At 45.3% G+C, this 24,055-nt stretch carries 14 protein-coding genes; 4 read left to right on the top strand and 10 right to left on the bottom strand.

The annotated features are described in order from the left end of the window. Nucleotides 1-237: 237 nt before the first annotated feature. On the top strand, nt 238-1,617 hold the full coding sequence (locus AC0YN3_RS14225) for an SMI1/KNR4 family protein (RefSeq protein ID WP_475776081.1): 1,380 nt from the start codon (nt 238-240) through the stop codon (nt 1,615-1,617). A 520-nt stretch (nt 1,618-2,137) separates the two neighbouring features. Here AC0YN3_RS14225 and AC0YN3_RS14220 read toward each other — a convergent pair. The 6 genes from AC0YN3_RS14220 to AC0YN3_RS14195 all read right to left on the bottom strand — a co-directional run bounded on the left by AC0YN3_RS14220 (nt 2,138) and on the right by AC0YN3_RS14195 (nt 11,766). Further along, nucleotides 2,138-2,635: a DinB family protein gene (locus AC0YN3_RS14220; protein WP_475775691.1), complete on the bottom strand. Its 498-nt coding sequence runs from the start codon at nt 2,633-2,635 to the stop codon at nt 2,138-2,140. 372 nt (nt 2,636-3,007) lie between these two features. After that, a complete protein-coding gene (locus AC0YN3_RS14215; RefSeq protein WP_475775690.1) occupies nt 3,008-3,472 on the bottom strand; it encodes a phage tail protein in 465 nt (154 codons plus the stop codon). Nucleotides 3,473-3,493: 21 nt separating this feature from the next. Further along, entirely contained in the window at nt 3,494-4,102 is a 609-nt protein-coding gene (locus tag AC0YN3_RS14210) for a hypothetical protein (RefSeq protein WP_475775689.1), read from the bottom strand. A gap of 155 nt (nt 4,103-4,257) precedes the next feature. Further along, on the bottom strand, nt 4,258-6,606 hold the full coding sequence (locus AC0YN3_RS14205) for a glycoside hydrolase family 3 C-terminal domain-containing protein (RefSeq protein ID WP_475775688.1): 2,349 nt from the start codon (nt 6,604-6,606) through the stop codon (nt 4,258-4,260). 15 nt (nt 6,607-6,621) lie between these two features. Continuing rightward, complete coding sequence (locus AC0YN3_RS14200) at nt 6,622-9,387, bottom strand: glycoside hydrolase family 3 N-terminal domain-containing protein (protein WP_475775687.1); 2,766 nt, start codon at nt 9,385-9,387, stop codon at nt 6,622-6,624. 144 nt (nt 9,388-9,531) lie between these two features. Beyond that, nucleotides 9,532-11,766 carry a helix-turn-helix transcriptional regulator gene (locus tag AC0YN3_RS14195; protein WP_475775686.1) on the bottom strand — a complete coding sequence of 745 codons (2,235 nt, stop codon included), beginning with the start codon at nt 11,764-11,766 and terminating at the stop codon, nt 9,532-9,534. Between the two features lie 393 nt (nt 11,767-12,159). On the opposite strand from AC0YN3_RS14195, the gene AC0YN3_RS14190 reads away from it, so the two are divergent. Together AC0YN3_RS14190 and AC0YN3_RS14185 are read left to right on the top strand one after the other, a co-directional pair. Continuing rightward, a complete protein-coding gene (locus AC0YN3_RS14190) occupies nt 12,160-13,680 on the top strand; it encodes an MDR family MFS transporter (protein ID WP_475775685.1) in 1,521 nt (506 codons plus the stop codon). A 46-nt stretch (nt 13,681-13,726) separates the two neighbouring features. Further along, nucleotides 13,727-14,689 (top strand): helix-turn-helix transcriptional regulator, encoded by a 963-nt coding sequence (locus tag AC0YN3_RS14185; RefSeq protein ID WP_475775684.1) that lies wholly within the window; start codon nt 13,727-13,729, stop codon nt 14,687-14,689. Between the two features lie 935 nt (nt 14,690-15,624). Here AC0YN3_RS14185 and AC0YN3_RS14180 read toward each other — a convergent pair. The 3 genes from AC0YN3_RS14180 to AC0YN3_RS14170 all read right to left on the bottom strand — a co-directional run bounded on the left by AC0YN3_RS14180 (nt 15,625) and on the right by AC0YN3_RS14170 (nt 18,838). Beyond that, nucleotides 15,625-15,930 carry a hypothetical protein gene (locus tag AC0YN3_RS14180; RefSeq protein WP_475775683.1) on the bottom strand — a complete coding sequence of 102 codons (306 nt, stop codon included), beginning with the start codon at nt 15,928-15,930 and terminating at the stop codon, nt 15,625-15,627. A 15-nt stretch (nt 15,931-15,945) separates the two neighbouring features. Next, nucleotides 15,946-16,647: a response regulator transcription factor gene (locus AC0YN3_RS14175; protein WP_475775682.1), complete on the bottom strand. Its 702-nt coding sequence runs from the start codon at nt 16,645-16,647 to the stop codon at nt 15,946-15,948. 145 nt (nt 16,648-16,792) lie between these two features. Further along, on the bottom strand, nt 16,793-18,838 hold the full coding sequence (locus AC0YN3_RS14170; RefSeq protein WP_475775681.1) for a sensor histidine kinase: 2,046 nt from the start codon (nt 18,836-18,838) through the stop codon (nt 16,793-16,795). 235 nt (nt 18,839-19,073) lie between these two features. Between AC0YN3_RS14170 and AC0YN3_RS14165 the strand changes: the two genes are divergently transcribed. After that, complete coding sequence (locus tag AC0YN3_RS14165; protein ID WP_475775680.1) at nt 19,074-19,436, top strand: hypothetical protein; 363 nt, start codon at nt 19,074-19,076, stop codon at nt 19,434-19,436. Between the two features lie 5 nt (nt 19,437-19,441). On the opposite strand, the gene AC0YN3_RS14160 is transcribed toward AC0YN3_RS14165, so the two are convergent. Next, a complete protein-coding gene (locus AC0YN3_RS14160) occupies nt 19,442-23,908 on the bottom strand; it encodes an InlB B-repeat-containing protein (RefSeq protein WP_475775679.1) in 4,467 nt (1,488 codons plus the stop codon). Nucleotides 23,909-24,055: the final 147 nt, after the last annotated feature.

Here is a 24,055-nt window from a genome sequence, read left to right as displayed (position 1 = left end):
GCGGTCATAATAGAAGGTTAACATGACTTTTTGGCGGCCCAACAATAGAGAATACATCACTCTTCGTCTTTGCCTTATGAGAAGCTTTATCTCCTTGATGCCGTGAACTTTGAGTGTTTTTTTCTCTCTTAACAATTAACACGTCGATAAATCGTTCTAGCGCCCATTTCCGTATGCAACCTTCCATCTGGTAAAATAGAGAAAATCTTATTTTTACTTGGGAGGCGAAAAGCAATGATGAACGAAGAGCTAAAAGCACAGATCATGCAGTGGCACGAGGACAGCGAGCACCAGCAAATCATTGATACGCTAATGAAGATTTCTCCTGCGGACAGGGATTACGATACGATCAGCAGCATGGGCCGGGCTTATAACAATCTAAGTTTGTATGAAGATGCGCTCGAACAGTTTGCTCTCATTGCTGAGCAGGGAAACATTGATCCTTTATGGTATTTTCGCGTAGGCTACTCCTATTATTATATGAAGCGTTATGAAGAAGCGGTAGGTATGCTGAAAACCGCGCTGGAGCTGGATCCTGACGATCAGCATTCGGCCCGTTTTCTGGATTGGAGCCGCGGTAAATGGCAGAAGCAGCAAAAGGCTGAGGCAAGACGCACACTCAGCAGGCAGCAGAAGGATTCGGGCTCGACTCCATTTGAAGGAATGGATCTCGATAGCTTCTGGGAAGACAGTACCTATGCCAGAGATCAATATGTTTCTGTGCCGCCTACGGAGGAGCTGATTGCTTCCGTAGAAGAAGAACTCGGCTATAAGCTGCCAGCGGCTTATATTGCTCTAATGAAGCATCAGAACGGAGGAATTCCCTACCACACATCCTTTCCGACAGATGAAGCTACCTCTTGGGCCGAGGATCATATCGCCATAACCGGAATTATGGGAATTGGACGAGACAAAAGCTATGCGATCTGCGGTGACCTCGGCAGCCCGTTTATGATTGAAGAGTGGGGCTATCCGAACATTGGTGTGGTGATCTGTGACTGCCCTTCGGCAGGCCATGATGTCATAATGCTCGATTACAGGTACTGCGGGAAAGATGGCGAACCGGAAGTTATTCATGTCGATCAGGAAGATGATTACGAGATTACGTTCTTGGCACCGGACTTTGAGACATTCATTCGCGGGCTTGTGAGCGATGAAGAATACGACACATCCCAAGAAGACAAAGAGGAGGATCTGCGCAAGGTAGCAGAAGGCAAATTCTCTCCACTGCTCGCGGAGCTCTGCGACAAGGCTTCTGGAGTGGACGGCCTCGAGTCCAAAATACGCAGTGTATGTAACCAAATTGTTCAGGAAAAGGGCCATTTTTCATTTCATGCGGATGAGCAGTCACATCTCATGTATGATGTGCAGTTTTGGCTATACACGAACACGTATCCGGCTACTAGCCGTCAGCTGTATTTAGATACCTATAGTCAAATAATCGCTTTTGGCGGCGAATTCGGTCAAGGCGGTTATGCTCCCGGCTTTATTAGCGATTGGCTGGATGGACGGATTCAAGAAGGCCTCATTGTTGAGGTAAATGGCGTTATCCGTTTTACGGACGAGGCGCGCAGCGCGGTAATTGCAAAGCTTATAGCAGAAGCGGACGCTGTATAGATATTGGCAGCTGGAGAAAAATCGAAACCTATATATATCATACCCGGTAACACTAAGCCCTACCTATATTAAGGTTGTTGAACAGTTGTTGAACAGCCTTATGTAACGGCATGTTTTTTATAACTGCTGTATCCTTTGAAGTGGCTGAGGTAAATAATTTATAATTATAGCAGTGATGCAAGAGGATACCTAAGTGACGCAGAAAGTGGTGACATTACTGATCACATTTACGACTGAAATGGTACGCAGTCTAATAGATACACAGTTTCCTCAGTGGAACAACTTGGACATTACGCCTGTCAAAAAACCTGGACATGATAACCGTAGCTATCGACTTGGCCATGAGATGACCGTTCGTCTGCCAAGCACCTCAACTGCTGTGACTAAAAATATGCTGCTACTTATGAAACGGTTGAGCTTATTGCTAGCAGAGCGAAAGATGAAGGTACCCAATCGGGTACCTTCATCTTTCGAATACAGAATCCTTTCATTATTGTGAATGTTTATGATAGGCGCCTGCTTAAAGCGGTGGTGTTACTCCAAGCTGCGTCCACCCCTCCTTGGAAGGACCGTATACTGCGGGTATAGGCAACCCCGCTTGGCGCATTAGTACCGTAACCTGTCCCCGATGATGAACGATGTGCTTGATCAATCCCATAAAGATCGTCGCGTTAGATTCTGTTCTTCCGAATGCTTTTTGATTTTGTTTTAATGTGTCATCCGTCCATTGCTCCTGAAGAGCACTTGTTACCTGGGAGCATATTGTATTAAATGCCTCCATCATTTCCTTTGCGGATGGCACTTCGCTCGGATTTTCAACTTTTGCTATCGAGACGCCGAATTCCGTTAAATAATCCGGGATGTTCGAAACGAAATGCCATGCGATTCTTCCCAACGTGCGACCTTCGGGATAGACCTGCTGCAAGAGCGCTTCATCGGTCAAGCTATCTAATACCTTCTGGGTCAATACGGCTTCGCGCTTCCACTCCACGATCAAATCTTCGACTGTACCATACATCTTGTCGTCACTCCTCTTTGTTCAACTAATCTCCCACAAATCTATATTAACCGTTAATGGTGACAGCTTTTGTCATTGTTAAACACATTTTTAGCACCTATTTTATAAACCTTGGTTTTTAAATTTAGCTTTATTCCCGCTGCATACGCCACAAAGAAAAAAGGCAGCATCCCCGAGGATACTGTCTTTTTAATAATATCGGTATCGCATAAAGCTGAAACCCCTCTATGATGCTGTTTATATTTTGGTCCACCACACTAGCCTCACGCTCAACTCTGATGCCGATGCTGCTTAACGCGTTGAATGGTGAGCAAATCAAGTACCTCTTCTTCCTGCTCGGTCAGAGCCCCACTCGATACAGCCTTAAAAGACTTAATATTCTTTTTTGATGACAAAAAACGAACCCCGGATCGTTCCAGCTAGCTTGGATTTCTGCCTAGCAAACTTAAACTTTTCCGCTAACTCCTTTGGTATCTCCATACCCTCGGAAAGCTTAAAACCAACGGCCCGCTTCTTAGGGTCGTCCACCGTGTACATGACGTTGATCGAAAGACCATCCTCATAAAACACATAGGCAAATTTAATGTTTTCAACTTGAAACCGCGATGTTTCTAAAGGCTTGGCCGCAAATTCAATATCACGTTCTTCTTTCAGAATTCGGTTCACGTAATCAAGCGTATCCTGACTCTCGCTAGCTTGTACAACCGTAAATTCATGCTTGTATTTGGTCATAAAGTAACGGGCTTCGTTCGCACGCAAACCAGCCAGCGCTTCTACTACAGGCGAAGACTCTAAACCAACCGCAGATACATTTTTAAAATCAACGATATAAGACATTGCCATCTCTCCTTTATTTCATTACTTTTGTTTGAAAATGATTTTAAATATAGGGTAAAATACTCCGAACGAGATGGTACTATTTATAACCATTGTAAAAATGTCCGCTGTTGTTTCACCAAATGAGCCCATTCCCCATGTGTTAATTAATAAGTTATAGATAGGAGCTTTGTAAAATCCTTGAGCTGCGGCAGCGCCGATTGTTATGAGAACGTACGCTAATATATACCAGAAAGCAGCCATCCAAACGTTGCTGTTGGATTTAAACGTAATATTTCTCTGTGCAAAAAAGTTAATAATCTGTGCAATTCCAAGCGTTATTTGAACGGCAAGAAAATAGCCAAGCCCTCCTCCGCCTCCTGATGCAAGTGAACCAGCTGCATAATCGAACACATAATAAGCACTTCCATCATAATTATGCCCCAACTGAAAAACTTTAAAGGTTGTCGTTAGTAATGATGTCTGCGCGAATATGAGCTTGATTAAAGGCATTAGAATAAGTTGAAATACCGTCATTCCGGCACTTAGTATAAAGAATACTATAAATTGTGCAATATTTGGATGCTTTTTCTTATACTTATTCCAAAAACCTATCATTCCAGCATGCTTTTTAATACTTACTTCGCTCATTTTATTTTACATCTCCTTGGTCGTATCTGGTGTAGCACAGAAATAGGCTGTTGGAAGTAAAAAGGAGATACCATGGTATCCCCTTTTTACTAATGTATTTGATTTATGCTTGTTTCACGATCAACATGAAGGAAAGTACCAGAATTGGCCATGCGTCATCGATTGATCCATTTCAATAGTCTTAAGATTTGCTTTCGGCTAATTTTACCGCCGGTAAAGCGGTCGATCTGGCGAAAAGGCATATTCAAAACAAAGTAGACATTATTGGCTAACAGTGGTTTATTGGTTGCGTCAAAAAACCTTTTAAAGAAAAACACGACATGATAAATGGTTTTCCCCAGACCATTCTTATATTTAGCTTGAGCAATGGTGTCGTTTAAACCCAAATCATGTTTCGGGTTCCAAGCAGGTGACGGAGGCTCGTATCCCAAAAGCCGCTTATATTCCGCTACCGTTACTTCATGAACATGTCCGCTAAAATAATGAGGGAATTGGTCCTTCGTGTGTTCGCAAGAAACAGAATCCCCCGCAAGCGTAATCCGTTCACTTAACAGTATGGATTGGATCGAACTGCAGATTTGAATGTCGTATGCTCCCGGTTCAACCGCCCATTTATTAATGGTCGGATTGTAGTACGAGAAATCACGTTCCTCCAGCGTTATCGTGACCATTTTACTTTCACCCGGCTCCAAAAACACCTTTTCAAAGCCTTTTAACTCACGTTTTGCTCTAAATATGGAGGAATCATGCTTCTGGATGTAAAGCTGCGCTACCTCTTCTCCCGCAACAGCACCTGTATTGGTAATGGTAAACGAAGCTTTATACGAATTAACCGTTAAATTTGCATACTCAAAGGTTGTGTAGGACAGCCCGTAACCAAACGGAAATAACACGGGTTTCTCCACGGTATCAAAATAGCGGTAACCGATAAATATACCTTCGATATGTTCCGCCGTTGCTTCCCTGCCCGGATAATACGGAGCAGAAGAAACATCGCCGTATGAGATTGGGAAGGTTTCGCTAAGCTTGCCGCTTGGGTTGTACGCCCCAAGCAATACACTCGTTAACGCCTCGGCGTTTCCTTGTCCGGATAAATAGGTATGAACGATGGCTTTCACATTGTGCACGAAGGGCATTTCAATAGCACCGCCGCCAGCAAGAATCACCACAACATTGGCATTAACTTTCGATAACGAACGAAGCATATCCAGCTGATTCTCGCGTAAGCTAAGGTTCTCGCGGTCGACGCCTTCCGCTTCGCTGCCTTCGTCCAGCCCCAAGAACAACAGAACGGTATCCGCTTGTTCAGCTAATGTAACGGCCTCCCTTAGTAACCGATCATTATTTCCGCCCATTCGCTTGAAGCCTTTTGCGTACCCAACAATCGGCAAGCTTGATTGACTAAGCACATCGCAGGCATTGGATAGCTTCGCAGGATTAATAAGCGAGCTTCCAGCACCCTGGTAGCGAGGGTTTTTGGCAAAATCGCCAATAATCGCAACTTTTTTATCCAGCCCAAGCGGTAAAATATTGTCGTCATTTTTCAATAACACAATCGATCGTTTAGCTGCTTCAATTGCCTTGTCATGATGCTCCTCATAATCAATGCGAGGAATGTCGCTATCGTTCAGCTGGGTGGAATAGACCAGCTCCAACAGACGATCGACGGCTTCATCCAGCACTTCCTCGTCTAACTCGTTGCTTCTAACCGCCTGTACGATTTCTTTATCCGTAATCCCATTGGTCGCGGGCATTTCCAACTGGTTTCCTGCTTCTAAACCCGCAACGCGGTCATTATTACCGCCCCAGTCGGTAACGACCACGCCACCAAATCCCCATTCTCCATACAGAATATCCTGCAGCAAATAGTCGTTTTCATTGGCGAAATTGCCGTTAACTTTGTTGTAAGAGGTCATAATTGTTTTCGGTTGACCCTTCTCCACCACACGTCTGAACCCTTCTAAATACAGCTCTCTTAATGAACGCTCATCTACGATTTCATCAATCGTCATTCGCATATGCTCTTGGCTATTGACCGCAAAATGTTTTGGGCAGGCAGAAATGCCGTTAGCCTGAATGCCTTTAACCATCTCGCTCGCTAATTCGCCCGTTAGATAAGGGTCCTCGGAAAAATATTCGAAGTTGCGCCCGCATAACGGATTCCGCTTGATGTTTAATCCAGGGCCAAGCAGCACGCTCACTTTTTCGCTAGCCGCTTCTTTTCCAATCGTCTGGCCCACTTCATAAATCAATTGCCTATCCCAACTATTAGCCAAGGTTGCCGCCGTCGGAAAACAAGTCGCAGGCAGGCTTTTGTTTAAGCCTAAGTGGTCTGCCTTTCCGCCTTGCTTCCTGAGTCCATGGGGCCCATCTGTCAGCATAATGCTCGGGATATTTAATCGATCAATCGCTTTTGTATTCCAGAAGTTTGCGCCAGACATTAAAGACGCTTTTTCTTCTAATGTCATGCTTTCAATTAATGCTTTATATTTCAATTCTCTCACCCTGCTTCCAAACGCCTATGATTTGAATAAGTAGGTTTGCAAGATCGTGTACAACACATGATGAACACTTGTGCGGACTCCGTTTGCAATACCTGAAGGATCCTTCTTGTATGCTTCTTTCAACAATTTAACGTTTTTGCTTGGCGTCATAATATCCAACATGAGGTCATTTCCTGCTACGACAGCATCAGGTGCTTTCATAAAGCCAAAGACTGCATCGCTTGAAACAAACCCTTCGAAGCCCCATTCTTTGCGCAAAATATCATTTAACAAGACGGAATTCGCGCCAGCCCACTTTGTTCCGATAATGGAGAAGCTGGACATTGCGCCCAGAGGGCTGCTTTCTTTGACCGTAATCTCAAACGGCTTCAAGTAGATTTCGCGAATCGCTTGCTCGTTGGCCCATATCAAATTTCCTGAACGAGCGTTTGTTTCTTGATCATTCAATGCAAAATGCTTCATGAAGGCAATAATGCCTTGGTCTTCCGCACCATTTATCATTGAAGCTGCCATCTTCCCTGATAGCACGGGATCCTCGGAGAAGTATTCAAAGTTGCGGCCGCCTTGTGCCGTACGGTGAATATTCATACCCGGTGAATACCAGCCCTGAATGCCATACGCACGCGCTTCCTTACCGACTGCTTCTCCCATTCGATAAGCCAAATCATTGTTCCATGTTGCCGCAATGACGATTTCTGACGGATATGATGCTGCTTCAATTGGTTTAAAGAAATAGCTAAATCCAGCAGGCCCGTCCATCAACAACGTTTTCGGAACGCCTAGACGGTCTATAGCCATCGTACGGTAAGCACCGTTTGCTACATAATCAATCATCTCGTCCATGGTTAACTGATCCAAGAAGGTTGCCCATTTCGGATCGTCAAAAGCTAAACCTTTCAAATCCTCCAGCTTTATGCCATTAGCGGCATCAACCTTCGGCATTTCCTGTTTCGAAGCCTCCGGCTTGTTCGAGAACGCATCGAGCACATATTCCGGTGCTTCATGGCTAATGTTCTCATCAGAGGGATACGTGTTCTTCCAATCATTACGCGACAAATACGTAATTTCGCCTTTTGCTAGATCAAAGCGGTTCTCATAAGCCGTTTTGGTATCCTTATCTTCTTTAAAAACCTTTTTCTGTGCCAGTTCCAGATCATAGCTTGCTACTATATCATGGACGTTGCGAGCTACTTTAATCGAATACGTTCCCGGATCTAATACATATGCTTCTTCTACGTTCATATCGTAAGAAGCCATTTCCTCGGCGGCAAACGAAAGCGTGAGTACCTCGGATTGGCCAGCTTCCAGCAGAGACGTCTTTGCATAGGTCGCTAATTCAATTGCCGATTTCTCCGTACCGCCTGCGATATAAGGAGCTGAATAATAAACTTGCACCACATCTTTGCCGGCTCTGTCGCCAGTATTCTTCACTTCAACTTGCAGTTCGATCTTCTCTTCCGACAACGACTGATTTAGTACTTTCCATTCAAAATCCGTATAGCTTAATCCATGCCCATATGGGTATAGAACCGTATTTTTATAGCCTGCCTCGTCGTTTAAGAAGAAGGTTTCATAGAAACGGTAGCCTACATAAATACCTTCTTGATAATTGAGGAATGAATATTTTAAATTATCGTATTTGTAGTCCCCAAAGTTCTCGCTTGCCGGAGACGACGAATTGTCATAAACATACGTATCCGTAATGCGCCCCGATGGATTGATATTACCTGCAAGAATATTTCCTAGCGCATTTGCTCCGTATGGACCAGGCGTTCCAATCCACAATACGGATTTAATCGATTCGTATTCTTCTACGAAACCAAGCTCCAGTGCATTCCCTGCATTTACGACAATCGTCACGTTTTTAAAGCTATTTGCAACCTTTTCAATTAAGGCGCGTTTGTTTTCTGTCAGTTTCAACTGTTCAGCAATTGCATCGCTAGCCTCTGTGCTCTCACTGGCAATGACAATTATCGCATTGTCCGAGTAGGCTTTCGCTTGTTCCATGGCTTCGTCCGACAAGTAATCGATAAAAGGTTCATCGCTTGAGCTTAAGCCCAGCATGCCTTTTACAACTTGAGTGATGCCGGTACTTGCCTTGGCACCCACTCCCGCTTCGGCACCGACATCTTGATACAGCTCATAAAGCTTCGTATTGTACGAAATACCGGCATTCTCCATGCCTTTAAACAAATTAACCGCACGAGAAGTATCGCCCGAGCCGGAGCCTCCGCCGCCATAACGCAGCTCTAATGCCGCTACTCCGAAGACGTTAACCTTTTTATCCTGCAAGGGCAATTGTCCTTCTTCATTCTTGAGTAGGACTATGCCTTCATTTGCGATTTCTTCAGCTATTTTCCCACCCTGCTCGCGAGCTGCAAGTGCCTCAGGTGAATCGGTTACTGCTGTAATATGCTTTCCAGTCAATGCATCGATGAGCCCAGAAGCGATTGGGCCGAATTGAACGAACAAGAATATGGCAATAGCCGCCGCTATCGACCATCCCGCGATTCGCCTTGGTCTGTTTTTAATTTTTTTGTACTGCTTCGCTTCTTTTTTCATCTCCCTTCGATCTTTGCGTCCTAAAGCCTTTAGCTCCATTTTTCTTTGTTGCTTTTGCTCATTTCGTAATTGTTTGTCCTGTTCTATCGTTGCTTTGCGTTCTGCTTCTGGCAGCGCAGTCATTTTTCTCTTTTGTTCCTTAAGCTTAGCTTTATCCGCCTTCACTTTCAGCACGATCTCTTTTTTCTTTGCCTGTTTTTTTCTAAAGTAGTCCCACACGGTGACACCCCTCCGGTTCGCTCTCTCATTCTTTTTCAATCTTAATATAGCGCTTACATGAAAACTATGAGAATCTTGCCAAAAAAAAAGCTAAATATTGCGATCATTCGATATTTCACTAAATCGAATGAGCAATATTTAGCACTAACCGTTCGTCTTTTCTAAGTCTATCATGACGATTCCGAATATGGGGACCTCGAATTCAAGGGAGTAATTTCCCTTTGCTTTCAATTGTTCAACGCTCCTCGAAGGTCGGTTAATTGCATTCCAATAGGCGATGTCTTCAAAGGACAACTTTTTGCATTTTCTTAATTCGGCAAGTTCAACTCGCTGATCTACCTGGTCAGGTGTTAATTGTTGCTTGATTAATCGGTATGGTCCATCCAGGTTCTCTAATTCCAACTTTATAGACATATATGGACTTTTCACCTTATGCCATGCTGATTTAAATGGTTCATTATTTTGATTGATAATCAGATGCAGCTCTTCCTCTGGATAAACGCTCAAAATGCGGTAATTTTCTTGCTGCTTTGTCACGACACATGAGTTGTTTTGGAATACAAGTTCGTCAAACAGGCGACTCACAAACGCTGTTGCATACCAATTGTCCTTGTAACGACCATCAGGCGTAAATAATGACAGCTTACTCGACAGCTCATCTGGAAAATACTCAAACAGCTTTGCAGAATCGAGCGACAATGGGGGAAAGTAGTGGTCCGCATTTTCGTTATGATTCATTAGGCTTATAAATTGCCAAATATTTGCGTTTGCTTGCGCTAGATCCGAATAAGCCTGTAAATAATCATCGTGTTCAAAAACCAGCATATGGTTCAAAATACGGTCTTGGGCTTTCATATTCGTATTCTCACCTATGACTTGAATGTAAGCCTCGTCAAATAGATGATCAATCGCAGCTTCGAGTGGAATCTTGCGCATGCGCGTCCAGTCATCAATGCAAAAAACAGCATTATGGCAGGCCATATCGAGCGACACCGCGTCTTCGGGCGCCATAGGAAAGTGAATGACAACGTTTCTATAGCCTTTAAAGATTGAAATCGCATTTACTAGCGGCAGGCATAACTTCCCGCTATTTTGCAATTCGTAATAACAGCGGAACTCGTACATCCAGTCCTGGCTTGTGATGTAATTTTGCTGTAAGTGGAGCATTAATTCAGCAATTACCGTTTGAAACCCTTCCTTGTCATGAAAGCCTTGCACTTCCCAATCATCGTAATCAATGGAATGGAATTGAAGATAGGGAATCATACCGACAGACATGATTTGCTTCAACATTCGATCCAGTTCTCTAAACGAACAAACAAGCTTGCCTTCATCCAGCTGTATATTCACTTTTTTTAAGATATGGGCAACTGCTACCCACTTCACCCCAAGACGCCCACGCACTTCTAGCAAACGGCTATCCAAAGGTTCGTCCTTTACTTTTAGTACATGATTGACCTTTGAATACCGACCGATCGTTTTATGCAGATCCATTTGAACCTCAATGCGCTCGGGAACAAAAGTTGGGCCAGTCGCTAAATCGCCTAGTGGCACATATGGCGATAGTAATGCTAATACATCTTGAGACAGTACCCCATTGGCACGATTTTGTACTTCTCTTATTTGACGCTCTTTACGGAACCCAGCGGGTGTAAGCTTATATCTTATTTTAAATGCTTCGTTAAACGAGCGAACATTGGGAAAACCGTTGGCTAAAGCAACCGTAACGATCTTTTCGCTCGTACTCTCCAGCATTCGGAAGCTGTGAAACAATCGCACTTCTTTAATATAGTTTCCGATTGAAATCCCTAACTGCTTTTTAAAAGAATGCGCCAGGTAGTACTTGCTGCTATAAAACTTCTCTGCTACCTCATCCAAGCTGAGCTTCTCTGCATAATTGGCATGGATATACGATACAATTTCTTTCACCTTGTCCGTAGCAGCGTGCGCCTGCTCCTTTTCGTCTGCCGCGCCAAGATACCGGTACAGCAGCCCGATTAAACGATTCGTATAACCATCAATCATATAATCATGGCCATCTGCCGGATACATCATTTCGAGGTACAAATACGCCATGCCATTTTTTATGAGTTCATAACCGTCTTTTTTGTACACCATCGATAATGGGATGTTAAGCTTAAAGGATGGAAACTCTTCTTGATACTCATTGGTCAGCAGCTTTACCGTAAGCGTCGCGTTCTCTTTACTGCCAATTACACGAACAATATCACCTTTGTTCAGAACGAAAATATCGCCTGTCCGAATTAAAATATCGGAACCGTTTTGCATAATTTCCAGATACCCAGAAAGAACAAACCATGCCGTTAACTGCGTTATAAGCAGCAAATCCACTTCTTCAATCGTTTCGATTGCGGCCATTACGACTTTATTGGACCCATTTTGCTTCTTATTCAAGATCAAACAGTCTCCTCTTCCGATGTGAAAAACGATGTTGCTTACTGAGTATGTTGCAATGTGTTCATCCCTATTTATTATAAACCAAAGCTGCATCGATCAGTTGATGCGATTTTTCTTGGCGCTGAGACTGTTGACCATGGTGGGCTTAGAGTAGATTTTTCACTTCTTACTGTAACCGAATACCTACTCGGCGCCTGCCTTTTTCCGATGATTAAAGGGCGATTGAAACCTATTTTCTAAAAATACCAATGGAGCATTTCTTCCCTGACATACAGTTGTCAACAAGGGTTGCTTATGATGGTCTCAGATGACTGTTCACCAATCAATTTAGGTATAAGAAAGGAATGGGATCGTATGACAAACAAACTGACAGCAATCATTGGAGGACTGTTGCTTGCCCTTCTGATGGCGTCCATGGACAACACGATTGTTTCAACATCAATCGGCACGATCGTCGGAGAGATGGGAGGACTCGATAAGTTTGTTTGGGTCACCACAGCGTATATGGTTGCAGAAATGGCCTGCATGCCAATTTTCGGAAAACTGTCCGATATGTATGGGCGCAAACGTTTTTTCATCTTTGGGATCATATTGTTTATGATCGGTTCCGCGTTGTGCGGAATGGCGCAATCCATCGTAGAGCTAAGTAGCTATCGGGCTGTGCAAGGGGTCGGAGCCGGGGCGATGGTCTCGATTGCGTTCACAATTTTGTTCGACGTCATGTCGCCTAAGGATCGCGGGAAGATGATGGGAGCATTCGGAGCGGTATTCGGTTTGTCGAGTGTGGTTGGTCCGCTGCTCGGTGGATACATCACCGATCAACTAAGCTGGTCGTGGATCTTCTACATCAATTTGCCGTTAGGGTTCGTTGCTTTGCTGTTAATCGCCTTGTTTTACAAAGAATCAGCAAAGCATTCGCAGCAAAAAATCGATTGGGCGGGTTCTGTTCTTCTCGTAGGGGCTGTCGTCTGCTTTATTTTCGGACTTGAGCTGGGCGGTAAAACGTATGCTTGGAATTCCCCGCAAATAATCGGATTGTTTACTGGATTTGTGGTTCTTGCTTTCTTGCTTGTCGTAGTTGAGAAAAAAGCTGCAGAACCGATCATCTCGTTCGGCCTTTTCCGCAGCAGACTATACACGACGAGCAATTTGGTCGCCATGCTCAGCGGCGCAGCTTACATGACAGCGGCGATTTTCATTCCGATTTACGTGCAAGGCGTGCTTGGCGGTTCCGCCTCCAATTCAGGCTTGACCTTATTGCCGATGATGCTGGGTTCGGTTGTCACCGCTACGCTTGGCGGACTTTTGATGACAAAGTTGCAATACCGGACCATTATGATAGGGACGCTAGCAATGCTGCTGATAGGCCTTGCCCTCCTCTCGCAAATTACGGTAGAATCTTCTAGACTTGCGATTACGGGGATTATGATTCTGATTGGTCTTGGGATTGGTGCATCCTTCTCGGTGCTGAGCACTTCTGTGCTTCATTCGTTCCCTGCGGCGCAACGCGGAGCGGCAAGCGCGACTTTGAATTTCAATCGCTCGCTTGGCATGGCGCTTGGCATTACCATTTTCGGAATTGTGCAAAGCCATAGTCTGCTCTCCAAGCTCACCGAATCGTTTGGCAAGGGCAACATAACGATCCCGGATGATTTGAACTTAAGCGATCCCCATTCGCTTTTGAATCAGGCGTTTCGTCAATCCATCGATCCTCAGCTTCTTAATACCATTACTTCCGGGCTGTCGAGCTCCATTGGAGCAACCTTTGCCTGGAGCCTCATTCCCGCTGCTTTGGCGCTGATTACGGCATTCCTAATGTCAAAGGATAAAATGGAATTAGTTGCCGAAGGTGAAGAATTCGTAACCACGCACTAATTCATATACCGGCGAGCTGCAGCGTGCCGACCTAGGAGAGATGACAATGAAGCTTGAACGATTAATGGCCATTATGATTTTGCTGCTCAATCGAAAACGGGTACAAGCGCAGGAATTGGCGGAACAGCTTGAAGTGTCTCTGCGTACCATTTATCGCGATCTCGATTCGCTCGGTCAAGCTGGCATTCCCATCGTCTCCTATACCGGCATGGAAGGCGGTTATGAAATTATGGACAGCTTTCGGCTGGATCGGCAGTTGCTGTCATTCGATGAATTGACTGCCCTTTCCACTGCGCTTCGCGGTCTTGAGTCTACAAAGGCCTATAATCACTCAAATATGGATCTCCTCCTCAGCAAAGTCGGCGCAATGGTAGCGCAAGCCGAACAGGGCCGGACAGGAGAAGGAGACCGTATTCATATCGATTTCACCCCTTGGAAAAATAGCAAAGAGGACCAAAGCCGGTATGATTTACTACGCCAAGCCGTGAATGACCGGAAGCACATTCGATTCAAATACACCAGCAGAACAGGCGATGAACAGGAGCGCGAGGTCGAGCCACTGTCGCTCGTGCTTAAGAACTACTCGTGGTACCTTCACGGATATTGTCACTTACGCGACGATTATCGTATCTTCAAGCTGACTCGTATTCGGGAGTTGGGTATCCAAGCCAGCACCTTCATGCGTCAAACAGAGTCTCCTACACAGTTGAATGACATATGGATAGCACCTGAGATAAATGAGACGAAAGAGAGAATTCCCGTTGTTCTTCAGTTTAAAGCATCAGCTGCCGTGTCGGTGATGGACCATTTTGATGAAAAGGATATTGAACGGTTGCCGGATGGTCTGCTTCTTGTGCGAACGACCTACTCGAGTGAACGTTCGCTAATCCGCACTGTGTTCCATTACATGACCGATGTTATTGTGCTTGAACCTTATCATATAGCCGTAAAAGTGAGACAGACTGCTCTGGATATTGCGGCACACTATGGCAGGGTCGACAAGGAATAAGTTCAGGAAGTGAGATTGGCTTATAATGTGCTTGCATGGGAAATAACGATTGTTACCGGTGGGCTGGTCATGGATTGAGTCACTCCACACGATCTAAAAGAGTGAATTTTTGTAATAAAGGAATGCTGTCTTTGCTGGATGGCTTTTATTTTTCAATGGACAGGCCGTCCACACACCTAATTCTAATTTTCAGCAAACCATATATGGTATGGTCACGAAATTTCGCCCTACTTATGATACGGTTCGCCTTATCATCTGTAGGGCAAAATTTTTAACCGTCCAATTCTCAGCTATATATTATTAAAGATACGGATTGATGCATGCAATGCAACTGACAATAACGCTTTCTAACTAGAATCATGCTATTTCACCCCACACTTAAAAGAAATTCCCATGCCTAATTTAGAGAACAGGAATTTATTTTTAAAATTCTAATTCAAATCCCTAATTACATTTGTATAGTGATTTTTTCAGACGAGAATAAGGTGTTATAGTGTGAGAATATGATTTGTTTAATTACTATTCACCTATTTTTTAAGTAATTTAATTTGTCAAAGCCAATATATTAATCGTGTTGTAATCTTGCTACAACTATTCCAGGAAGAACATTTTGAGATCTTGCAAATTCATAAATACTTTTTTCGTCTAGTCGTTTAGTTTCGATAAATATCTTTATAACACTAATTGTAGAATATTTTAAAGCATAATTCTAAGGTGATAAAACCATCAGTTATATTTATTCACTTAACGCTCAGATTCATTAGATAGAATAATAATCATATACTATGTATCTTTGTATCTTTGTATCTACGTATCTATGTACCATAAAATGAAAAACCCATATCTATATAGATATGGGTTTGATTAATAATTAGCTATTTAATTTACAATCATTAAAATTTAGTCCATTTTTTATCAATGGCTATGCAATGCCCTCATAAATGCTGTGAGGCCGCTGAAACAGCTACAACATCAGACAAAAGCTGTCCGTTCCCGTCTTTGACCGCTGAAGCGTAGCCCCGATTACCCGTCCCCCCTACTCCCAGTTGTCCGCTAACATTCCGGCCCCAAGACATAACCGTTCCATCACTCATCAAGGCCAACATATGATAAGTCCCCGCAGAAATGGACTGAACGGTCAGCGAGGACTGGGGTACATCTGCCGCGTTAACGGTTGGATAAGGAGTTGTCCACGAAGTCGAAATGAATATAATGAATATACTATAAATAAGCTTGTTCACTGCTCTGCCTCCAGATTAGTAATCTTCCACCCAACAAAACTTGTAGCCAAAGCCGCGAACCGTTTGAATATATTTCGGTTCCGAAGGATTGACCTCAATTTTTTTACGTAAATAGCGAATATGAACGCTTACCGTGTTCTCCTCGCTTGTTCCTTCCAGCCCCCAAATTCTGTCGTATAGCAAGCTTGCGCTGAACACTTGATTGGGGTGATCGGCCAAAAATAAGAGAAGCTGCCGTTCCTTAGCCGATAGTCCTACCATCTTTCCGCCAACCGTCACTTCACAGCTATCCAGATCGATGCTCAATTCCTGATTACGCAATCTATTCTTATAATTTGACTGCTTCCAATAAGCGTAGCTGCGCAACTGCGTCCGAATACGTGCGATCACGACATCGACATCGAATGGCTTCACGATATAATCGTTCGCCCCACCCTCCAAGCCGGCTACAATATCACCGCCTTCCTTCCTGCAAGTAATTAGAATGACGGGGATATCCGAGCGGTTGCGAATTTCAGCGCACAGGCTCATCCCGTCTCCGTCCGGAAGGTTAATATCCAGCAGCGCCAGATTAGGCAATTCATTGCCCAGTAAAGCTTGTGCTTCTTTCACGCTTCCAGCTGTCGTCACGCGAAATCCGCTGCTCTCCACGCACAACCGCAGCAGCTCCCGAATATCCCGTTCATCCTCAACGATCATGATGTGCCCGTCAGACATTATAAGCACCTACCTTTCACTTCGATATTGACTTCATCGAACTTTTATTGTGGTATTCCCTCTGAAAATGACGCAGCACAATTTACATCCTAGCTACACCAGTTTAAAAGTAGATTAAGAAAATGAAAAAAGGAGGCTCCCGCCCTTACGCGGTCTCCTCCGGCTCCATCTCCCTTACATATGCATAACGCAACGGAAAACGGAAATAAAATGTGCTTCCTTGAGTAGATGAACGTTCAAGTCCGACCTCACCGCCATGAGCGTTCATAATTTCTCGACATATCGGTAGTCCCAGCCCCGTTCCCGTAATCGCTCCTGTCTTAGCACCCTTCCCCCGGTAATAGCGCTCGAAAATAGACTCCCGCTCCCCCTCTTCTATCCCGTACCCACTGTCGATTATCCGAATGGTAATGGCTAAAGGCTGAGCCCCGAGTTCCTCCATTGCCGCCTCGACGCGAATCGTACCTCCCGGAGCTGTAAACTTCCGCGCATTCGACAGCAAGTTAGCAAACACTTGCTCCACGCGCATCGGATCGGCGTAAATGGCCATAAATCGATCTGGCCAATAAGGCTCCGGCATCGGAACCCAGGAGAAGGTAAAGCCCTGCTCCAGCATGTCCATCTGCACCTTCGAACACAGCCTTGCGAATAAAGCCCCAAACGGAACAAGCTCAAATTCGAACTGAATATGTTTATTTTCAAGCCGGACGATTTCCAGCATATCGTCGATCATCCGCTCCATCACCAGCGATTTATCATGAATGACCTGAAGATAGCGGGTTTCTCCCGCCGGAATCGTACCATTCAGCATTAACTGGACATAACCTTTAATTGCTGTAATCGGCGTGTTGAGCTCATGACTCACTTCGGAATACATATTGCTGCGAATCTGATCGATGTGAGATAGCTTTTCATTGGTTATTATAAGCTCGCCATTTACCTTCGCCAGCTCCTTGTTTGTTGAACGTAACTTTACCATACGCATAAGCCGCATTCCCATGATGATCCCAAAACAGATGACTACCCCGCCGAAGCCAAGAAAGGTCCAGCTAATCTGGGCAAGCGCGTGATGCGATGTCAACAAGGTCCGCGTCGTAGGAAAGAGTCCGAATTGCCCGCTCATCGCCCGACCAAGTACAAGCCCTCCAACAAATACGGCATTTCCGATTGCAAACACCATGATTTCCGAATTTCTTCGCCGTTTAAGAGCAAGAAAAAGGACAACTATTAATGCGAGTAACAGACATGTCGAAACATAATCGTAAAAAAGTCGATAAAATAGCAGCTGCGCTTGTTCACCGAACAACAGCCAACCCGCAACCGCAACAAAGGCATAGACTAACACCACGTAACCAAGATTACGAATCCACTTGCTGCCTTTACCACCAACAATCGCATACGTGATCAAAATCCCGCTGGCATATCCGATATACCAATTAAAGTGAATAAGCGATCCCCAGACCCATAGAGCTTCTGGTCGGAAAGCAAACTGCCAGCCTCCCCACATGACGGTTAAATCTATAGCAAGACTCGCGAAAAAAACGGAAAAATAAATAAAAAGCGTTTGGCTGCGATTAAAAAAATACAATAGTAAAGATACCGCGCTTAGCAGTAATAGCACAATTGCCCCAGCCCACATCGGCGCTTCCGTTCGCAGCAGCTTAAGCGCTAAAGACGATGAGGTTCCCGACCATACCTCGAAACCTTCCAAATTTTGATGAGGAGCAATGCGAGCCACCAGTACCTGATCTTCATTACCCGTTATATTCTCATACGAAATGATTCTCCAAGAAATAAATCCCGATGGTAGAAGTTTCTCTGACTTGAAGACAGGCTGGCCGTCAAGAAATAAGGCAATCTCAAAATCCTTAACTAGATAGGAATAGACCAGAAGCTGCCCCGGTGAAATCCCTTTTTTCGAAAGATCAGCTTTTAGCCAAAGCTCGTTGCCTGGATGAGCGCCATTCCGATCCGAATCCATCTGGGAGAATGGATGCCATTCGGAAGGCAACTGTCCCTTAGTCATATTTCCGAAATAGTAGGCTTCCCAAGCGATCCTCGATGCCTGGTTTTGATCCTCATGCGAGCTTGCCTGCACAGGGTTAGCTTGAAGAATGAGGCCAGCGGTAAGCAGCACAAGGATAAACCGTATGATGTGTAATCTATTCGAATGGCTCACAATATTGATCATGTCTCCTTTGGCACATCCTAGGCTTGTTGTGCTCAGTTTAACCTGTCTCTTCATTCAAATCCACATAGCTGGAGGTTCATTATGATCATATTGATACAGTTGAAGAATGGATCTTGCAATTGAATGGTCATCAGAGCTTGAAGATCAGCGTTTATCGCTATTGCAACAGTTAGAAAAGCGTTGCTGCGCATGGTAGTGGAATAAATCACCATTAGCAAGGACGCACCGCGAAGCATTGGCCGCCAAGTTGAGAAAATTAAGCTTCACTTTGAGCCAGCGCAAGTGGTTCTTCAAGCATCTCGAGTCAAGCGGCTTCGACGACGAGCTGTTCGTTGAGCGGCTCAGCGAACTGAAAGCCCAGCACGACCAGCTTGAGCGAAGCAAGACCGAGGCCAAAGGGCAACTGGCGGACAGCATGTCCGACCCTGTCCCGCTCCAGCTTGACTCGACCATCGAAAAACATTTTTTGAACTGCAGGCAACATCTCTGTCAATTGCCAAGGCAGTCCGGGTTATCCATCTGGCAGCGGGGAATCCGGGTTATCGGTTCTACAAAACAAGGCTGCTTTGAATTTGACTTCAAAACAGCCTTGGTCTAGATTCTTTACTTGCTTTTTTGTTCCAGCATTTTCAAGAGCACCGTTACCGCCTCTGCTCTTGTCGTTTTATCTCCAGGAGCGAATTGGTTTGCACCTTTGCCTTCAATAATACCCAAATTTTTTATAGTGGCCACAGCGCCTTTCGCCCAGCCCGGAATGTCTATATCATCTGCAAAGCCAGGTGTCTCAGTTGTTCCGCCAGTCAGACCCAAGGCCTTTGCAACCATTTTAGCCATTTCTGCACGAGTAATTTCCGCATTCGGGCGGAAGGAGCCGTCCTCATAACCACTAATAATACCCGTGTACACGGCCTGCGCGATAGATTTCTGCGCCCAGGAGCCAATCATCGCCTTGTCGGTGAACGTCAGGGCTGCTCCATCTCCTTGCGGTTTGAGCGCATTCATCAGCATGACCGCAAATTCCGCGCGTGTCACGGTGCGACCTGGCTTGAACGTGTTGTCCGGATAGCCCTTAACGATGCCCGCGCTTACCGCTTGTTTAATACTGGCTTCCGCCCAATGTGCGGCAATATCGCTGAAGCTCACTTTCGTTAATCCGTCCGTTGTCGGAGGGGCAGTATTGGCTACCGCAAATACAGCGTATTTGGTGAAGTGATTAACCTCTACGGTAATGTTGTTGCCGCTCACAGTGCCGCCGACCTTCACCCATTCCTTCTTCACTTCGTCATAATAGAAGACGACCGCCTTCTCATTGCCCTTCAAGCTATTTAGATCAAATTTGAAAGAGAGCGTGACAGGTTTGTCGAAGTTCTCCACGAAGCTTTTCAGAATTTCGAATATCGGGCTAAGCAGAATATCCTTATTTGTAATCAACGTCTGTACATCCGAGACTTTATCGATCGTTAATTTTAACTCTTTGCCTGTAGCGTTAGCAGGAATGACGATCTTGATCTCATCGCCTTGGCTAACCTCTCCCGCTTTGCCTGCGGGAAGCGTTAAATGACCATCTATAGAGGTGACCTTGGGGTCACTCGTTGGCGGAGTTGGCGTGTATGAGCCACCATCGCCGTTCGTTGCGACCATCATGCTTTCGCTGACATTCGAAATGTTTCCCAACATATCAACAGCCTTAGCCGTATAAATATACTGCTTCAAAGCAGAAAGTCCTGTATCGACATACGTACTTTCAGCCGTTTCCACAATGATCGTCCCGTCACGGTAAATCATATATTTGGCCACACCCGAATCATCGTTCGCAGCAAGATGAAGCGTAATCGAGTTTGTCGTTTTTGCGCCCGATGTAATTGTTACCTGGTCTGGTGCGGTCGTGTCCGCCAGTACTCCGTATGTGGAGAAATGGCTGACTGTCGTCTCGATGCCGTTGTCCGTTACTTGGGAAGGATTATATTCCCACTTGCCAGTAGACACGTTGTAATAATAAACAGCGAGCTTACTCCTATCTGAACTATCGTCATACCCGAGTGTAATCTGTACAGGTTGAGTAATGGTCATGCCTTCAAATTGGAATTCGATAACTTGTCCTGCTCTAGCTAGTTTAACCTCCCCGGAGGGCGTGGCATTCGAATCTTGTACCGTCAATATTGTCCCTTCGGGAATCACCAGTCCATCAGGCAGCTTAATTTCGAGCCCGCCCGGGTACATAAGCGTACGAACCGAAGGGTCTAATTGCATCGGCTCTCCTATGATACCTTCTCGGGCAATTGTGACCACGTATGTCGTGTTTGAGCCGTCTTGCGCCGTCACGGTAATCCGAATAGGGTTTTGTCCGACAAACAAGCTTGATGCACTGTAGCCATATACATTTCCCGTTACCGAATTGTAATTCGCCCCCGTAACCGTTAGAGATTGGTTAGGATCGCCTTTACTCAGAAAAAGGTTAAGAGTAGAAACCGAATTCTCAACTCGTACAGCATAATTCGTCTGCGATGGTGAAAAATGTAGCATTCCATGATCCAGTGACAAGCCGGACAATAATGTGTTCGCTGACAGCCATTGTGCATACAAGGTAACATTTTGAGTGCCTATAAAGAAACTCACCCCACTGGCATAGCTAATGCCGCTGCCGTCCGCCGCTGTATTCCAACCTGCAAAAGTATATTCCGTCTTCACCAGATTCCCGTTGTTGCCGGATACCGATACCGAAACGCCCTGCTCATACGAGCCGCTGTCGGTAGGTACGCTTCCTCCCGTACTGCCGTTGCCGCTATATGTCACCGTAAATGTAGGGTTCAAAATCCATTTTGCATATAGCGTCACATCGGACGAGCCCATACTGAATGAAGCGCCTGAAGCATAATCTGTTCCAATTCCATCTGCCTGCGTATTCCAACCTGCAAACGTATAGTGAGTCTTCACCAGATTTCCGTTGTTCCCGGATACCGACACCGTATTGCCCTGCTCATACGAGCCACTGTCCGTCGGTATGCTTCCTCCCATACTGCCGTTGCCGTTATATGTCACTTTGAATGTAGGGGTCAATATCCATTTTGCATATAACGTCACATCGGACAAGCCCATGCTGAATGAAGCGCCTGAAGCATAATCTGTTCCGGTTCCATCCGCCTGCGTATTCCAACCTGCAAACGTATAGTGAGTCTTGAGTAAAGTTGCCGTATTGCTATAAACGTTGACTGTTTCGCCTTGCGAATACGACTTGCTGTCAGTCGGCACACTCCCGCCCGTGTTTCCGTTACCGTCATAAGTCATAAACTTTTGTATTGCCTGCAAATAGGGATATCCGTTATTGCGCGATGGACTTATCCCCCAACTGCTTGTGAAGTCCCAGTTTGAATCTGCATAAGTGCTTTGCGTCTTCATCTCCGTGGTCGATCGGCCAACGCCTTTGCCGGTATCCGATTGACCTGTTGTACCCGAGTCGTAGAAGCTGTAGCTGATCGTTCCACTACTATTGTTGCCAATCAAACCGCCTACTTTGGTGCCGCTTCCCGTTACACTTCCTGCTGCATAGCTGTAGCTGATTGTTCCGCTGTTGGTGCCAATCAAACCACCTACATTGGTGCCGGTTCCTGTTACGTTTCCTGCTGCATAGCCGTAGCTGATCTCTCCGAAATTGGCTCCAACCAAACCGCCTACATTGGTACTGCTTCCTGTTACATTTGCTTTTGCGAAGCTGTTACTAACCGTTCCATAGTAATTGTAGCCAATCAAACCGCCTACACTGGCGCTTGTTCCTGTTACACTTCCTGATACATAGCTGTTGCTTATCTCACCGCCATCGATACGGCCTACCAAGCCGCCTACATATTGTTTGCCTGTAACATTTACATTTTCCAGAACCATATTGGAAACACTTGCATCATAGTCTAAATAACCAAACAACCCTGAAAAATTATCATTAGGTCTATTAATCGTCAAGCCTGTGATCTTGTGTCCATTGCCGTCCATATGCCCCTGAAATCGGCCGCTAGAACCCCCGATCGGCAACCATCCTTGGCCATAGCTGCTCAAATCAATATCCGCCGTCAGCTTGAAATGCAGATCCGAACCCAAATAATTCCTGACCGTATCCAGCTCCTCACCGGTTGTAATCTGATAAGGATCACTTGCAGTACCCGTTCCAACGTTTAAAGTCTTCCTCCATTTCGCGTACAGCGTCACATCGGACGTGATCACGCCTTCAGCGTCTGCTATATAATCCAATCCATGTCCATCCGCCTGCGTGTTCCAGCCTGCGAAAGTGTAGCCTGTCTTCACCAGATTTCCGTTGTTGCCAGAAATCGACACCTTAATGCCCTTATATGAGCCGCTGTTAGCGGGCACCTCTCCTCCAGTGCTGCCGTTGCCGTTATACACCACGGTATACCTAGGGTGTACGGTAAACGTAGTGGTTGCTTCGCTTGCGGCATGAGCGTCGTCCCCTTGAAAGGCAGCGGTAATGGCGTGCATACCGATCGCCAGAGCGGATGTCTTAAAGCTGGCGCTGGACGAGGCGCTTAGGAGCTCTCCCCATCCCACCGTAATCGTCATGTCATCTTGACCCCAGAAGGTAAAAGTCTGAGCAGCAGCATCCATCGTAATGTTCGATAAATAACGCGCTCCTGCCTTTTCCAGTTGGTTAACAATATTGCCGGAAGCGTCGTAAGTAACAATGTTCATCGCAATGCGATTATCCCCAAAGCTGTAAGCCCGGTAGGTGTATGCCCCCCATTGAATAACGGGACAAGCAGAGCCACAGTTCGTTGTCGTAATCACTGGTTCAGCCGTAGTTAATCCAACTGTCATAAGATCCTGATTACCATCCCTGAAGGTGACTGTCCCGCTGGGGGTCATTCCACCGATTACCGGATCGAGTGCAGTGACGTTAAAGGTCACATCCTCCCCATAAGTTGAATCCATGGAATTTGCTGAAATCTTCAATGTGGCCGTACCCTGAGCTTTAGCGACCCCCGAATAAACGTTAATGAATACTGCCAAAGCGAGGACGACCGCGAATATCTTTTTCTGTTTTACCATTCCCAAAATATGATGCACTCCTATCTCTCCTTTGTTATATCAAATAGAGAATAACAATTAATATAATTCCAATATTTAAATAGATCTGATGCTTTCGTCCTCCACAATCATAATGTGCCCGTCAGACATAATAGGGACACTATGCAAATAGTATCAGCTTCAGTT

Source organism: Paenibacillus sp. J22R232, from assembly GCF_056269165.1.
Note: the sequence above shows the minus strand (reverse complement) of the source record. Positions and strands in the feature narration are given on the sequence as shown.

Coding starts and splice junctions, on each gene's coding strand:
- AC0YN3_RS14170 (WP_475775681.1), bottom strand. CDS start 18,838: ATGATCAATATTGTGAGCCATTCGAATAGATTACACATCATACGGTTT.
- AC0YN3_RS14215 (WP_475775690.1), bottom strand. CDS start 3,472: ATGTCTTATATCGTTGATTTTAAAAATGTATCTGCGGTTGGTTTAGAG.
- AC0YN3_RS14190 (WP_475775685.1), top strand. CDS start 12,160: ATGACAAACAAACTGACAGCAATCATTGGAGGACTGTTGCTTGCCCTT.
- AC0YN3_RS14210 (WP_475775689.1), bottom strand. CDS start 4,102: ATGAGCGAAGTAAGTATTAAAAAGCATGCTGGAATGATAGGTTTTTGG.
- AC0YN3_RS14175 (WP_475775682.1), bottom strand. CDS start 16,647: ATGTCTGACGGGCACATCATGATCGTTGAGGATGAACGGGATATTCGG.
- AC0YN3_RS14185 (WP_475775684.1), top strand. CDS start 13,727: ATGAAGCTTGAACGATTAATGGCCATTATGATTTTGCTGCTCAATCGA.
- AC0YN3_RS14195 (WP_475775686.1), bottom strand. CDS start 11,766: ATGGCCGCAATCGAAACGATTGAAGAAGTGGATTTGCTGCTTATAACG.
- AC0YN3_RS14220 (WP_475775691.1), bottom strand. CDS start 2,635: ATGTATGGTACAGTCGAAGATTTGATCGTGGAGTGGAAGCGCGAAGCC.
- AC0YN3_RS14225 (WP_475776081.1), top strand. CDS start 238: ATGAACGAAGAGCTAAAAGCACAGATCATGCAGTGGCACGAGGACAGC.